Origin of the sequence: Arthrobacter sunyaminii, from assembly GCF_018866305.1 — a bacterium.
GTDB classification, from domain to species: domain Bacteria; phylum Actinomycetota; class Actinomycetes; order Actinomycetales; family Micrococcaceae; genus Arthrobacter_B; species Arthrobacter_B sunyaminii.
In genome coordinates this window covers 1-14417 of sequence record NZ_CP076456.1, presented here as the reverse complement: position 1 = coordinate 14417, position 14417 = coordinate 1, and the positions used below count along the sequence as shown (strand labels likewise).

The window sequence follows — 14417 nt, the reverse complement described above, 5'->3', positions numbered from 1 at the left end:
ACACAGTTGCCAAGTCAACGTAGGGTAAGGAATGAACCGACACTATCCCGGGAGGTAGTTTTGAAGAAGAAGGACCGCATGGCCCGTGACTTTGAATCCAATGTCACTGCAGGCGTAGAAACAGCACGTGACTGGGCAACGCCCAAGGTTGAGGCCGCTCGTGACTGGGCAATGCCCCGCATCGAAAAGGGTATCGAGACCGCTTCGCCCAAAATCCAGGAAGGCATCAAGCGCGCCGGCGACGGCGTTGCTGCCGGGGTAGCAACGGTCACGCCGCGTATCCAGGATGGTCTGCAGAAGGTGGGTCCGAAGATCAGCCACGCAGTGGACGAGGCAACTCCCCGTATCCAGCACACCCTCGACCGTGCAACTCCGGTCATCACCGGAGCCCGTGACAAGGTTGTGGATGATTACATCCCCACCCTGTCCAACCGCATCGGCGATGCATCGGCAACGGTCACGCGTTCCCTCGGTACCGCGTCCGTGCCCGTGCAGACGGCCGTGGCGAAGGTTACGGGCAACAAGAAGGCCTTGAAGAAGGCCCAGAAGGCTGCCGCCCGCGCTGCGAAGGAAGCCCGCAAGAACCAGAAGGGCGGCGGCAAGGGCTGGCTGATCTTCGGCATCATTGCAGCGGCAGTTGCAGCCGGAGTTGCAGCATGGCGTGCGTCGCGTCCGGTGGAGGACCCCTGGAAGACCCCGGCCCCCGCCAAGCCGGAGACCATTAAGGTTCCCGAGCCCAAGCCTGCTTCCACCGAACCCGCAGCCCCCAAGGCCGCCGCAGCTGCCACCGCGCCTGCTCCGGTTGCTGCCAAGTCCGAGGACTCCGCTTCCAAGGCTGCTGCCAACGGCAAGGAATCCGTGCAGGAAACCAAGGAAACCGTGGCCAGCATCAAGGAAGCAGCCGAACGCGCAGCTGCCCGCAGCGGCGAGAAGGCCGCTGAAGCAGGCAAGCACAGCAAGGAAGCAGCAGCCAAGGCATCCGACGCTGTGAAGACCTCCGGTGCACACGCTGACAAGCCGGCCGAAAAGACTGCCGAGTAAGCAGGCCTGGTACCGCAGTACGCTTAACCTTCAAGAGGGCTCCCGCTCAGCGGGGGCCCTCTTTTGCGTGCGGCCCCGTTAGCGGGAGATCCTCCCTGCTAGTTCTCGACATCTCCGCCCAGTGCGGGGGGTGCCGGCGGCAGAGCGCCCGTGCGGGCAGCTTTGCGCCCCTGGCCCGTGACCACCACGGCGAGGCCCGCGAGGATAAGCGCCAGGCCCCCGTACGTCCCCGCCGGCAGTTGTTCTCCGAGGAACACAGCGGCAAGAATGGCTGCCCCGGGGATTTCCAGCAGAATGATCATGGAAACGACCAGCGGCGATATGACGGCCAGCAGGTGGTTGAAGACGCTGTGCCCCAGGATCTGGGCCACCAGGGTCACGGCCAGGATCCCGAGCCACGCCTGGGGCGTGAAAGACACCACGGGCTGCCCGAAGACGGCGCACAGGAGGAGCAGGATCAGCGAGCACAGGCCGTAGCAGAGGGAGGTGTAGGTTCCGGTGCTCATGGTGGCCCGGGCCTTGCCTCCGGCGATGGTGTACAGGCCCGCCAATGCTCCGCCGGCGACGGCCAGCAGATCCCCCAGGGCTGCTTCACGGGAAAGCGTGAGGTCAAAGCCGGTAATGACAACGACGCCGGCCAGCGCCGCTCCCAGCCCGGCGAGCACGCGTGGTGCAACGTGGATGCCCCGGCACAGGTTGAAGAGGGCTATCCAGCCCGCTTGAAGGCAGACCAGCGCTGTTGCTGCTGCAACGGAGGTCAGTTTGAGGGAGGTGATGAAGCAGGCGAAGTGCAGAGCGAGTGCGAGCGAGGCGATGAAGGTCCACTTGGCCTCGGTCCGGGAGAGCCGGGTAAATCCGCCGGGATTGCGCAGTGCCGTGGGAACTCCCATGATCACCGCGCCCAGGGCGTTGCGCCAGAAGGCAATGGCCAGAGCCGGCGCAGCCGTTGCCGCCATGATGGGGCCGGAGGCTGATACACCCAGGACGCCGATCACGGCGAGTAAAACGATCACCAGAGCAACAATAGATGACCGCAGGCACTGCGTGATGAAGCCGGGTGTTAAAGCAGAAAGTCCCGGCCAGCCGGCCGGGACTTTCTTTCGGTGGAGGCACGGGGACTCGAACCCCGAACCCCCTGCTTGCAAAGCAGGTGCGCTACCAATTGCGCCATGCCCCCGAATGTGAACTCATCCAGTGTATCCCACCCTGACGTGCGGTGGAACCGGAATCATTCTTTTGTGGAAATTTAGTCAACCTTGTCGGTTGATGCCTTCCATACGGATTTCTCCGCAGCAGATTCCTGCCATTTTTTTGCGGCAAAGATTCCTGCGACCGCCGCTGCAGCTAGTGCCAGCAACTTCTTCACAGTGCCTCCTTGCCTTGTGGTTCACCACCAAGAGGTGATGTTCCGTGGGCGCACCAGGACTTGAACCTGGGACCTCTTCGTTATCAGCGAAGCGCTCTAACCGCCTGAGCTATGCGCCCCGATACCTTCTCGGGCCGAGATAAAACTTTACCCCACCTCTGCCCGGAACCCAAATCCGGTTCGGTTTTCCTGCGGTCCCGGAGTTTTTTCTCTCCGGCACCGCAGGAAAACAGAAAATACAACGGGCTTTTTAGTCGTCTGTCAGGGTGACGCCGATGCCGCCCACAAGGGTGGAGGCAATGTTGTACAGCACTGAAGCAAGCATGGACAGCGCGGTCAGCAGCAGGACGTTGACGACGGCGATGATGGTGGCGAAGGAGACCACCTGTCCCAGCGAGGCAAACTCACGCAGGTCGAATCCGCCGGATTCGCTCCCGGCGATCTCGCCGAGCAGCGAGTTGACCCGGTCAAAGATGCCGGTCAGGTCCAGTACAGTCCAGATCACAATCGCGGCCACCACGGTTACGACGCCGAGGGCCACCGACAGCAGGAAAGCCATCTTCAGGACCGACCACGGGTCGATCTTACTCACGAGCAGACGGGCTTTGCGGGCCTTGGCCTTGGGGGCCGGCTTTACCAGCGGCTGCCGGTTCGCCGGAGCGCTCTGACCACCTCCGGGACGCTGGGCGGGGCGCGCGGGTGTCTTTACCCGGGGTCCTGTGCCCGAAGCCGACCTGGGATTTGAGTTGGTCGAGCTCACTCGTTACCTCCATCTTCTGCTGACTGTGCATCCTGCTCAGCCGTTTTGTCTGTAGCCAACGGTACTTCATCCACACCGGTGCCTACAGACTCTGCAACCGTCCCCGTGGCTCCGTCAGCGGCATCGGGAGCGCTCTCACCGGCGTCGTCGTCCGTCTCTTCAATTCCCAGATCTCGCTCGGAGTTCCGGGCCACCGCGATGATGCGGTCATTCTTGTCCGGCTTGGCGAAAATGACGCCCATGGTGTCGCGGCCCTTCGCCGGAACCCCGGCAACGGAGGAGCGGACAACCTTGCCGCCCTGCATGACCACCAGGACTTCGTCTTCTTCCTGCACGATCATGGCGCCCACCAGATGCCCGCGGTCCTCGGCGTACTTGGCAACCTTGATGCCCAGACCGCCGCGGCCCTGTACCCGGTATTCATCCACAGCGGTCCGCTTGGCGTATCCGCCTTCGGTCACAATGAACACATAGGAGTCCTCGGTGACAACGTCAGCTGCCAGCAGTTCGTCATCCTCGCGGAACTTCATGCCGGTGACGCCCGAGGTGGCCCGGCCCATGGGGCGAAGGGCATCGTCAGTGGCGGTGAAGCGCAGTGACTGGCCCTTGCGGGACACCAGCATCAGGTCATCGGTTTCGGAGACCAGCTGGGCGGAAACGAGTTCGTCGCCGTCGCGCAGGTTGATGGCAATGACGCCGGCGGAACGGTTGGTGTCGTAGTCCTCCAGCCGGGTTTTCTTCACCAGTCCGCGCTTGGTCGCGAGGACCAGGTACGGGGCCGCGTCGTAGCCGGGCAGGTCAAGGACCTGGGCAATGTGCTCATCCGGCTGGAAGGCCAGCAGGTTGGCCACGTGCTGGCCCTTGGCGTCCCGGCCGGCTTCCGCCAGTTCGTAGGCCTTGGCACGGTACACGCGGCCCAGGTTGGTGAAGAACAGCAGCCAGTGGTGCGTGGTGGTGACGAAGAAGTGCTCGACGACGTCGTCGCCGCGCAGCTGAGCACCCTTGATGCCCTTGCCGCCGCGGGCCTGCTGGCGGTAGTTGTCGCTGCGGGTCCGCTTGACGTATCCGCCGCGGGTGATGGTGACCACCATTTCCTCTTCGGGAATGAGGTCTTCCATGCTCATGTCGCCGTCATAGCCCATCACGATGTGGGTGCGGCGGTCATCGCCGTACTTCTCCGCGATTTCGTGCAGTTCTTCGCTGACGATCTGCCGCTGGCGCGCGTCCGATGCCAAGATGGCGTTGTATTCGGCGATTTCGGTCTGCAGCTTGGCGTGCTGGTCCTGGATCTTCTGGCGTTCCAGGGCGGCCAGGCGGCGTAGCTGCATGTCCAGGATGGCCTGGGCCTGCAGTTCATCGATGTCCAGCAGGCCCATGAGGCCGTTGCGGGCCTCTTCGACCGTGGTGGAGCGGCGGATCAGGGCAATGACATCGTCCAGGGCATCCAGGGCCTTGAGCAGGCCGATGAGGATGTGCGCCACTTCTTCGGCCTTGCGCAGCCGGTAGCGGGTGCGGCGGACGATAACTTCCAACTGGTGGGTGACCCAGTGGCGGATGAACGCGTCAAGGCTCAGGGTGCGGGGCACTCCGTCCACGATCGCCAGCATGTTCGCGCCGAAGTTTTCCTGCAGCTGTGTGTGCTTGTACAGGTTGTTCAGGACCACCTTGGCCACGGCGTCGCGCTTGAGCACGATCACCAGGCGCTGGCCGGTGCGGCCGGAGGTTTCATCGCGCATGTCGGCGATGCCGGAGACCTTGCCGTCCTTGACCAGTTCGGCGATCTTGATCGCGAGGTTGTCCGGGTTGGCCTGGTAGGGGAGTTCGGTCACCACCAGGCAGGTGCGGCCCTGGAGTTCCTCGACGTTGACGACGGCGCGCATGGTGATGGAGCCGCGGCCGGTCCGGTAGGCGTCTTCGATTCCCTTGTGGCCCAGGATCTGAGCGCCGGTGGGGAAGTCCGGGCCCTTGATCCGCCGGATCAGTTCCTCGAGCAGGACGTCATTGGGGGCGTCCGGGTTTTCCAGGTACCACTGGACGCCGTCGGCTACTTCGCGCAGGTTGTGCGGGGGAATGTTGGTGGCCATACCCACCGCGATGCCGGAGGAACCGTTGACCAGCAGGTTCGGGAACCGTGCCGGCAGGATGGTGGGTTCCTGGTTGCGGCCATCGTAGTTGTCCATGAAATCGACGGTTTCCTCGTCGATGTCACGGACCATTTCCATGGCCAGAGGTGCCATCTTGGTTTCGGTGTACCGCGGGGCGGCTGCGCCGTCGTTGCCGGGGGAGCCGAAGTTGCCCTGTCCCAGAGCCAGCGGGTAGCGCATGGTCCAGTCCTGGATCAGGCGGACCAGGGCATCGTAGATGGCCGAGTCGCCGTGCGGGTGGTACTGGCCCATGACTTCACCCACCACGCGGGCGCACTTGTTGAACGAGCGTTCGGGGCGGTAGCCGCCGTCGAACATCGCGTACAGCACGCGGCGGTGCACGGGCTTCAGGCCGTCGCGCACATCCGGCAGGGCACGCCCGACGATGACCGCCATGGCGTAGTCCAGGTAGGACCGCTGCATTTCAGTCTGCAGATCGATCTGTTCAACCCGGTCTGAGAGGGTCTCTTCACTCATTGGTTGTTCCGTTCTTCAAAAACTCTGTAAATCCGCGGGCGCAGGGGAATCTCGTTCCTAGATGTCCAGGAAGCGCACATCCTTGGCGTTCTGCTGGATGAAGTTGCGGCGGGATTCAACGTCCTCGCCCATCAGGACGGAGAAGATCTGGTCCACGGCAGCGGCATCGTCCATGGTGACCTGCAGCAGCGTGCGGTGGTCGGGATCCATGGTGGTGTCCCAGAGCTCGGTGTAGTCCATCTCGCCCAGGCCCTTGTAGCGCTGGATGCCGTTGTCCTTGGGCAGGCGCTGGTTGTTGGCCAGGCCGCGGGCCACCACTTCGTCGCGTTCACGGTCGCTGTAAACGTAGTCGTGGGCATGGTTGGACCACTTGATGCGGTACAGCGGCGGCTGCGCCAGGTACACGAAACCGCTCTCGATGAGCGGGCGCATGTAGCGGAAGAGCAGCGTCAGCAGCAGCGTGGTGATGTGCTGGCCGTCAACGTCGGCATCGGCCATCAGCACGATCTTGTGGTAGCGGGCCTTCTCGACGTCGAAATCCTCGCCGATGCCCGCGCCGAAGGCGGTAATCATGGACTGGACTTCGGCGTTTCCCAGCGCGCGGTCCAGACGGGCGCGTTCCACGTTGAGGATCTTGCCGCGCAGCGGGAGGATGGCTTGGGTTTCGGGGTTGCGGCCGCGGACGGCGGAACCGCCTGCGGAGTCACCCTCCACAATGTAGATTTCCGACTTGGACGGGTCCTTGGAGGAGCAGTCCTTGAGTTTGCCGGGCATTCCGCCCGATTCCAGCAGGCCCTTGCGGCGGGTGGACTCGCGGGCCTTGCGGGCTGCCAGGCGCGCCTGGGAGGCCTGGATGGACTTGCGGATCACGTCACGGGCGGGGCCGGGGTTGCGCTCCAGCCAGTCCCCGAGCTGGTCAGTGACCACGCGCTGCACGAAACCCTTGACCTCGGAGTTTCCCAGCTTCGTCTTGGTCTGGCCTTCGAACTGCGGCTCGGCCAGCTTCACGGAAATGACAGCGGTCAGGCCTTCGCGGATGTCATCACCGGTGAGGTTGTCATCCTTTTCCTTGATGATGTTCTTCTCACGGGCATACCGGTTGATCAGGGACGTCATGGCAGCACGGAAACCCTCTTCGTGGGTGCCGCCTTCATGCGTGTTGATCGTGTTGGCGTAGGTGTGGACGCTCTCCGAGTAGGCGGTGGTCCACTGCAGGGCCATTTCCACGGCCATTTTCTTGTCACTGTCTTCGGTTTCAAAGGCAATGACGTCGTCGTGGACGGCTTCGTACTTCTTGGACGTGTTCAGGTACTTGACGTAATCAAGGAGCCCGTCCTTGTACATGTAATCGACCACGCGGTGCTTGGGACCGGTCTCGGTTCCGTCCTCAGACGGTGCTTCGGCGATTTCCTCGGCGTCTTCTTCGACGGTCCGCTCATCGGTGAGGACAATCCGCAGTCCCTTGTTCAGGAACGCCATCTGCTGGAACCGCGCCCGCAGGGTCTCGAAGTCGAACTCCGTGGTTTCAAAGATGGAGGGGTCGGGATAGAACGTCTGGATGGTGCCGGTCTCGTCGGTGGCCTCGCCCTTGCGAAGGCCTCCCACCGGATGACCGCCGTCGGCGAAGCTCTGGTGCCAGACAAATCCCTGGCGCCGAATCTCGGTTTCCACTCGGGCCGAGAGGGCGTTGACCACGGAAATGCCCACACCGTGCAGACCGCCGGAGACCGCGTACCCGCCGCCGCCAAACTTTCCGCCGGCGTGCAGGATGGTCATGACCACCTGGACGGTGGGCATGTTTTCGGTGGGGTGCATGTCCACGGGGATACCGCGGCCGTTGTCGCTGACCCGTACACCGCCGTCGGCCTGGAGCGTCACGTCAATGCGGTCGCAGTACCCGGCCAGGGCTTCGTCAACGGAGTTGTCCACCACTTCGTACACCAGGTGGTGCAGCCCGCGGGGCCCGGTGGAACCGATATACATGCCCGGACGTTTCCGGACGGCTTCCAGTCCTTCCAGCACGGTGATTTCGTTGGCGCCATACTCGTGCGGAGCAGGTGCGTCAGCCTCGCTGTGGTGCTCTGGCGTTACGTCAGCGTTGTCCATCTCATTGTCGTTAGCCACAGGTGCTGTCGACTCCTCAGTGTGTTGGTCAAATTAGAACGCCTCCCCCAGGGCAGGCGTCTCAACTACCAATTCTACCGTGTCGTGGGGGTCAATACCGGCCAAAACACCCCCTAAGCGGCCACCAAAGCATGTTTTGAGACGATTCCAACCCCTTCTCCAAGTCCGGATATGACTGCAGGGGTTCCCGAGCCGCTGAACGGCGTCAGGCAACTCCCGGGGATCCGGTTGAGAGGACGCGCCGGTTACCCGTAAGTGTCGCGCGGGCCGCGGCCCTTGACGCTGCGCAGGCCCTTGCGCCAGTTCGGCGCGGCCGGGCCGATGACTTCAATTTTGGTCACTACGCCGGGACCCAGCTCGGCGTCGAACCGGCTGATCAGCGAGCTGCGCAGCAGCCGCAGCTGGGTGGCCCAGGCCGTGGAATCACAGCGGACCTGCACTGTTGTGTCCGAAAAGGACTCGGGTGTGCAGTGCGCACTGACCTCGGGGCCCACGAGTTCCTCCCAGCGGGAAATCACCGATCCCACCGCTACGGGCGAATTCCAGCCGCGTTCGCTGACAAAGCGGTTGAAGACCTTGCCCACCCCCTGGGGGTCCCTGCCGGTGTATTCGCCGGGCACAAACGGCAGGGCGGACCGCTTCTGCCCGGCCTTGCGCCGGCTCGGAGAAATTCGCTGGTTGCCGCGGGACTGGGCGGCCTGGCGCATCCGGTTCAGTTGGGCCTGCGCAGCATCCTGGCGGACCTCCGGCTCCCCGGTTTCCCGGTTTTCATCGGCATCAGAGGGCGGGAACACTAATGCCTCCGGGAACTACGGTGATCTGTTCCCCGGCAAGAGCTTCGGGGATGTCTCCGGCCACCGCAGCGGTAACAAGCACCTGTTCCGCGCCGGCGACGATCCCGGCCAGGCGGCCGCGGCGCTGGACATCCAGTTCCGCAAACACATCGTCGAGGATCAGGATGGGGCCTGCTCCCGGAGTCTCATCATCGCTGAGGAGCAAATAGTAAGTTCCCAGGCGCAGGGCCAGGGCAAACGACCAGGTCTCGCCGTGGGAGGCATAGCCCTTGGCCGGTGCCTGCCCGAGGATCAGCTCCAGATCGTCGCGGTGGGGTCCCACCAGGGAGATGCCGCGTTCCAGTTCCCGGCGCCGGTTGGCGGCAAACGCCGCCAGGAACCGCTCGGCCAGCTCCTGTTCACTGAGCCCGTAGAGTTCCTCCGGGTCTGAATCACCGACGACGGCGCCGTCGTCGTTCACTGCTCCCTGCAGCGTGGAGCGGTACACGGCCCGAGCCGCCTTGCTGCCGTCGGTCAGATCACGGTAGGCGCTCTGCAGATGAGGCTGCAGGCGCTGCAGAGCGGAGAGCCGGGCCGCCAGCAGGCCGGCACCGGCCACCGCCATGTGCTGGTCCCATACTTCCAGGGTTGCCTCGTGGGACGAGGTGAAACGTCCGGCGGCGCGGACGGATTTAAGCAGTGCGTTGCGCTGTTTCAGGACGCGCTCATAGTCGCTTCGGGTGGCTGCATGGCGGGGGACCAGGGACACGATCAACTCATCGATGAACCGGCGCCGGCTGGACGGATCTCCCTTGACCAGTGCCAGATCCTCAGGGGCGAACAGTACCGTGCGGCACATGCCCAGGATGTCGCGGGCACGCACGGGGTTGGCCCGGTTGATCCGGGCCCGGTTGGACCGTCCCGGATTGAGTTCCAGTTCAACGCTGGTGCGCTGGCTGCCCCGCACGAGCCGGGCGCGGACGAGGGCCTGGCCGGCGTCAAAAGACACCAGCGGGGCATCACTGCTCACCCGGTGGGAGGAGAGCGACGCCAGATAACCGATCGCTTCGACGATGTTTGTTTTCCCGGTGCCGTTGGGTCCGACAAAAACTGTGACTCCGGGTTTAAGTTCCAGATCAAGCTGCGCATAACTGCGAAAACCAGTCAGGGAGAGGTAATCAATGTACAAACCCGTCCACCTTTTCCTGCCTTCCACCTGCAACTAGTCCTGTACTTCCCACCCTACTGCCGCAGATTACTCCGGGCTTCCAGTCTCATCGACTGCTGCCCGCGGCACGTCGGGATCCTGGCGCCGGGAGGCCACGTCCGGAGGCGTTTCGGGCGGCACGACGTCATCCGTTGACCTGACGCTGTGACCGCCAAACTGGTTTCGCAGCGCAGCCACCATTTTCATGGCCGGTGAATCTTCCTGCCGGGACACAAACCTGGCATACAGGGCGGCCGTGATGACCGGTGCGGGGATGCCGTTGGCCACAGCCTCCTGGACCGTCCACCTGCCTTCGCCGGAATCCTCCGCATAGCCGGCAACGCGGCTTAGTCCCGGATCCTCATCCAGGGCGTTGACCATCAGATCCAGCAGCCACGACCGGATGACGGTGCCGTCCTGCCAGGCCCGCATCACTCCGGGAACATCCGTAATGATGTCTTTGCCTGCCAGCAGTTCGTATCCCTCGGCATAGGCCTGCATCAGGCCGTACTCGATGCCGTTGTGGATCATCTTGGCGTAATGGCCCGCGCCAACGGCGCCGGCATGCACAAAGCTGCGCTCACGCTCGCCCTCCGGCCGCAGAGCGTCCAGGACCGGCATCGCCAGGGCAATGTCCGCCGCTTCGCCGCCGGCCATCAGGCCGTAGCCGTTCTCCCTGCCCCAGACTCCTCCCGAGACGCCGCAGTCCATAAAGCGGATTCCCGTTGCGGCGAGTTTCTCCGCGTTGCGGATATCGGCGTCGTACCGGGAATTTCCCCCGTCTATCACCAGATCACCGGGTGAGAGCACTTCCGCCAGCTCACGAATAACGGCTTCAGTGACCTCCCCTGCCGGCACCATCAGCCACACCACCCGCGGTGAAGGAAGTTCCGAGGCCAGCTCGGTTACTGACATCACGTCGCTGACCACGGGATTTCGGTCAAAGCCGGTAACGTCAATGCCGTTGCGGCGCAGCCGTTCGCGCATGTTGAAACCCATTTTGCCGAGTCCGATGAGGCCTATGTGCATGGCAGGTTCCTCTTCTTTGCGGTCGCGGACGGCTTCCGCGGCGCTGGCCTATTGGTTGGGCAGCCGCACCGGCATCAACAGGTACCGGTAGTCCTCCCGGTCGTCCCCCGTGAGCTCTTCCTGGGCCGAAATAACGGCCGGCTTCGGCGGCGTCGTAAAGGAGAAACGCACGTACTTGCTCGGGAAGGCGCCCAGGCCCTCGCTGAGATAGTGCGGATTGAAAGCCACTGTGATGTCGTCGCCGATCAGGGACGCCTCCAGTGCCTCCGAGGCCTGGGCATCCTCGCCGGTGCCTGCATCCAGGGTGACCTGGCCGTCGGTGAAGGCAAGCCGGACCGGAGTATTTCGCTCCGCTACCAGGGACACACGGCGCACGGCCTCGACCAGGGCGCTGGTTTCCACTGTGGCGTGAATGGGTGTGTTGTCCGGGAACAGGGACCGGATCTTGGGGTAGTCGCCGTCGACGAGGAGCGACGTGGTGCGGCGGCCGCCGCTTTCGAAGCCGATCAGTTCGCTGTCATCGGAGAAGGCAATATTCAGGTCACCGGCGCCGCCGAGGGTTTTTGCCACCTCGTTCAGGGTCTTGGCTTTGACCAGTGCACTGGTGGAGATGCCGGGAGTGGACGGCTTCCATGACAGTTCCCGCAGGGCCAGACGGTAACGGTCCGTGGCCAGGAAGGTGATGAGATCGTCTTCAATTTCCATCCGCACGCCGGTGAGGATGGGGAGCGTGTCATCCCGGCTGGCGGCAATGATGACCTGGGAGACAGCCTGCGCAAACGCATCGCCGTCCACAACACCGCTGACCTCAGGAAGGGCGGGAAGTTCGGGATATTCGGCCACGGGCATAGTGGCGAGGTTGAAGCGGCTGTTGCGGCAGGTCAGGGTCACCTTCGACCCGTCAGTTTCCACCTCGACGGGTGCCGACGGGAGGCTGCGGCAGATTTCGGCGAGCAGCCGGCCCGAGACCAGGATGGTCCCTTCTTCGGCGATATCGGCCGCGATCTGCAGCCTGGCCGAAATCTCGTAGTCGAAGCTTGCGATGCTCAGTGATCCGCTCTCCGCTTTGATCAGCAGGCCCGACAGAACCGGAACCGGGGGACGCGGCGAGAGGGAACGCGCTGTCCATGTAACCGCTTCGGCCAGGACATCCCGCTCAACTCTGAACTTCACTGCAGGGTGCCGCCTTTCACAACGTACTTCTCAGTACAACTGAATCTTCATGACAAGTGAGGGAGCATCGCCGCGCGCTGCGGCGCCGCAGCTGCACCGCGTTCGAGACACCATCTCAGGATGGGCTGCGAATGACAACAATACTCTGTGCCAGCTTAGCGCCAGACCCGCCGCATATGCACGGCGCCGGAGGCATCTTCGGATGCAGCCCTCTGTGATCTGAAGAGACATCCGATGTTCGTTCCGGCAAGGAAGCGCAAGTGGTCCGGAAAGGTCAGATGTTATTTGATGGAACCGAATTTCTTAAGGTTCGTAGTGTTAATAACTCCTGTGGATACTGTGGATAACCTAGTCGATCGCGGCGTCATGGCTTTTGTTGCCTGTGGATAACCTGTGGGCACCGCATGCCGCGTCCAGGCCGGGCTGTGGGGAACTTTTTTGTAATTCCGCGTATCCACAGGGAAGTGCAGCTCGTTGGGAGTTATCCACCGGGTTATCCACACCCTTGTCCACAAATGTTAATTTCGAGCCCCTGCGGGGCTCTGCATCCGCGGAATTCCGCGGATTATGCCTCCCGCTGCTGCTGCTTGATGCGGTTTGTCAGTTCAGTGACCTGGTTGTAGATGGCGCGGCGCTCAGCCATGAGCTCCCTGATTTTGCGGTCCGCGTGAATCACCGTGGTGTGGTCCCGCCCGCCGAGTTCCTGTCCGATCTTGGGCAGCGACATGTCCGTAAGTTCACGGCAGAGGTACATGGCGATCTGACGGGCCGTGACCAGGGTCCTGGTGCGGGACTTGGAACACAGTTCTTCCAGCGAGATCTGGAAATAGGCTGCCGTCTGCCCGAGGATTGATGCCGCGGTGATTTCCTGGGCGCCGTCGTCGGTAATCAGGTCTTTGAGCACAATCTCAGCCAGTCCCACGTCCACCTGCTGCCGATTGAGGCTGGCGAAGGCGGTCACCCGGATCAGGGCGCCCTCCAGCTCGCGGATGTTGGTGGAAATTTTGGAGGCGATGTACTCAAGGACATCGTCAGGAGCACTCAGGCTGTCGCCGATGGCCTTCTTGCGCAGGATCGCAATACGGGTTTCCAGCTCCGGCGGCTGCACATCGGTGAGCAGACCCCACTCGAAGCGGGACCGCATCCGTTCCTCAAAGCCCGAAAGCTGCTTGGGCGGCAGATCGGAAGTGATGACGACCTGTTTGTTGTGGTTGTGCAAGGCATTGAACGTATGGAAGAACTCTTCCTGCGTAGCATCCTTGTTGGCCAGGAACTGGATGTCGTCAATGAGCAGGATGTCCACATTGCGGTAGAGCTGCTTGAAGCTGGCTCCCTCGTCATACCGGATGGAGTTGATGAAGTCGTTGGTGAACTCCTCGGAATTTACGTACCGCACGCGGATACCCGTGTAAAGGTGCCGCGCATAGTGTCCGATGGCGTGCAGCAGGTGGGTCTTTCCCAGCCCCGAATCCCCGTAGATGAACAAGGGGTTGTAGGCCTTGGCGGGGGCTTCGGCCACAGCCACCGCAGCGGCGTGCGCAAACCGGTTGGAGGAACCGATCACGAACGTCTCGAAGACGTACTTGGGATTGAGCCGGCCGAATTCCTGGGAAGTGCTCGGCGGTGTGGGAGAGGGAGCGCTTTCACCGCTCGGGACCGGATTCGGTGCGGGCTGTTCGGGTTCCGGTTCGGGATCGGCCTTCACCGCCGGCAGCATGTCCGCGTCAATGACGAAAGCACATTGGATATCGGCCTGGAAGACTCCCCGCAGGACCTCATCCAGAATGTGCTTGAGCTGGGTCTGCAGAACCTCGCGGGTCAGTTCGTTGGGCACCGCCACCAGCAGAGTGGTTCCGATCAGACCCTGTGCCTGGGCCAGAACCACGAATCCGCGCTGCCGGGGAGAGACTCGGTCGTCCGTTTCCAGCGTTCGAATAACCTTGCGCCAGGAACTGCCGACGTCGTTGATTTCGTCCGTGCCCACAAAAACCTCTCGTGATCGCCCTCAGCGGTCTCAGAAAACATGGAAGCCCGGGCGGGTTTCCGGCGTTTCATCCACAGACTTATACACAGTTGGTGGATAAACCGCCCGACGCCTAGCCTAAGGGATGATTTCCCCCTGTGGTAGCTGGAATCCGCCTGTGGACAGGCTCTGGGACAGGGCTCACACCACCCTGTGGGCAGGTATGCTGGAAGGAGTTGTCCACAGGTGTGGATGAAACTGTATGAACAGGCAAGTGGTCCGGGCCGCCCAATCCCGGTTTGACTGGGGGCGGTCCTGCCCCTAACGTGGAGTAGTCCTTTGTGTCTGCTATCTGCACTC

Annotated in this window: 11 protein-coding genes and 2 tRNA genes; 1 reads left to right on the top strand and 12 read right to left on the bottom strand. The window is 62.8% G+C overall.

Translation table 11 applies throughout. The features are described 5' to 3' along the window. The first annotated feature begins 60 nt into the window (after positions 1-60). A complete protein-coding gene (locus tag KG104_RS00065; RefSeq protein ID WP_216202333.1) occupies positions 61-1041 on the top strand; it encodes a hypothetical protein in 981 nt (326 codons plus the stop codon). Between the two features lie 98 nt (positions 1042-1139). On the opposite strand, the gene KG104_RS00060 is transcribed toward KG104_RS00065, so the two are convergent. From KG104_RS00060 to dnaA, 12 genes are all read right to left on the bottom strand, one after another. Then, the gene (locus KG104_RS00060) at positions 1140-2054 is read right to left on the bottom strand and encodes a DMT family transporter (RefSeq protein WP_207348152.1); all 915 of its coding nucleotides are present in this window, start codon (positions 2052-2054) and stop codon (positions 1140-1142) included. A gap of 91 nt (positions 2055-2145) precedes the next feature. Further along, positions 2146-2218: transfer RNA gene (locus tag KG104_RS00055), tRNA-Ala, on the bottom strand. A gap of 69 nt (positions 2219-2287) precedes the next feature. Next, a complete protein-coding gene (locus KG104_RS00050; RefSeq protein ID WP_216202331.1) occupies positions 2288-2407 on the bottom strand; it encodes a DLW-39 family protein in 120 nt (39 codons plus the stop codon). A gap of 45 nt (positions 2408-2452) precedes the next feature. Beyond that, a tRNA-Ile gene (locus tag KG104_RS00045) sits at positions 2453-2526 on the bottom strand. 131 nt (positions 2527-2657) lie between these two features. After that, positions 2658-3167 (bottom strand): DUF3566 domain-containing protein, encoded by a 510-nt coding sequence (locus KG104_RS00040; RefSeq protein WP_104053482.1) that lies wholly within the window; start codon positions 3165-3167, stop codon positions 2658-2660. Beyond that, on the bottom strand, positions 3164-5788 hold the full coding sequence (gene gyrA, locus KG104_RS00035; RefSeq protein WP_104053481.1) for a DNA gyrase subunit A: 2625 nt from the start codon (positions 5786-5788) through the stop codon (positions 3164-3166). The genes KG104_RS00040 and gyrA overlap by 4 nt, the downstream gene beginning before the upstream one ends. Positions 5789-5845: 57 nt before the next feature. Continuing rightward, complete coding sequence (gene gyrB, locus KG104_RS00030; protein ID WP_104053480.1) at positions 5846-7894, bottom strand: DNA topoisomerase (ATP-hydrolyzing) subunit B; 2049 nt, start codon at positions 7892-7894, stop codon at positions 5846-5848. A gap of 263 nt (positions 7895-8157) precedes the next feature. Continuing rightward, entirely contained in the window at positions 8158-8706 is a 549-nt protein-coding gene (locus KG104_RS00025; RefSeq protein WP_237688633.1) for a DciA family protein, read from the bottom strand. Then, positions 8690-9874: a DNA replication/repair protein RecF gene (gene recF, locus KG104_RS00020; RefSeq protein WP_207348153.1), complete on the bottom strand. Its 1185-nt coding sequence runs from the start codon at positions 9872-9874 to the stop codon at positions 8690-8692. Before recF ends, KG104_RS00025 begins: the two co-directional genes overlap by 17 nt. Before the next feature lie 66 nt (positions 9875-9940). Beyond that, positions 9941-10921: a phosphogluconate dehydrogenase (NAD(+)-dependent, decarboxylating) gene (gene gnd / locus KG104_RS00015; protein ID WP_104053478.1), complete on the bottom strand. Its 981-nt coding sequence runs from the start codon at positions 10919-10921 to the stop codon at positions 9941-9943. 48 nt (positions 10922-10969) lie between these two features. After that, positions 10970-12094: a DNA polymerase III subunit beta gene (gene dnaN, locus KG104_RS00010; protein WP_104053477.1), complete on the bottom strand. Its 1125-nt coding sequence runs from the start codon at positions 12092-12094 to the stop codon at positions 10970-10972. Between the two features lie 565 nt (positions 12095-12659). Further along, positions 12660-14078, bottom strand: a complete 1419-nt coding sequence (gene dnaA / locus KG104_RS00005) for a chromosomal replication initiator protein DnaA (protein WP_104053476.1) — start codon at positions 14076-14078, stop codon at positions 12660-12662. Positions 14079-14417 lie beyond the last annotated feature (339 nt).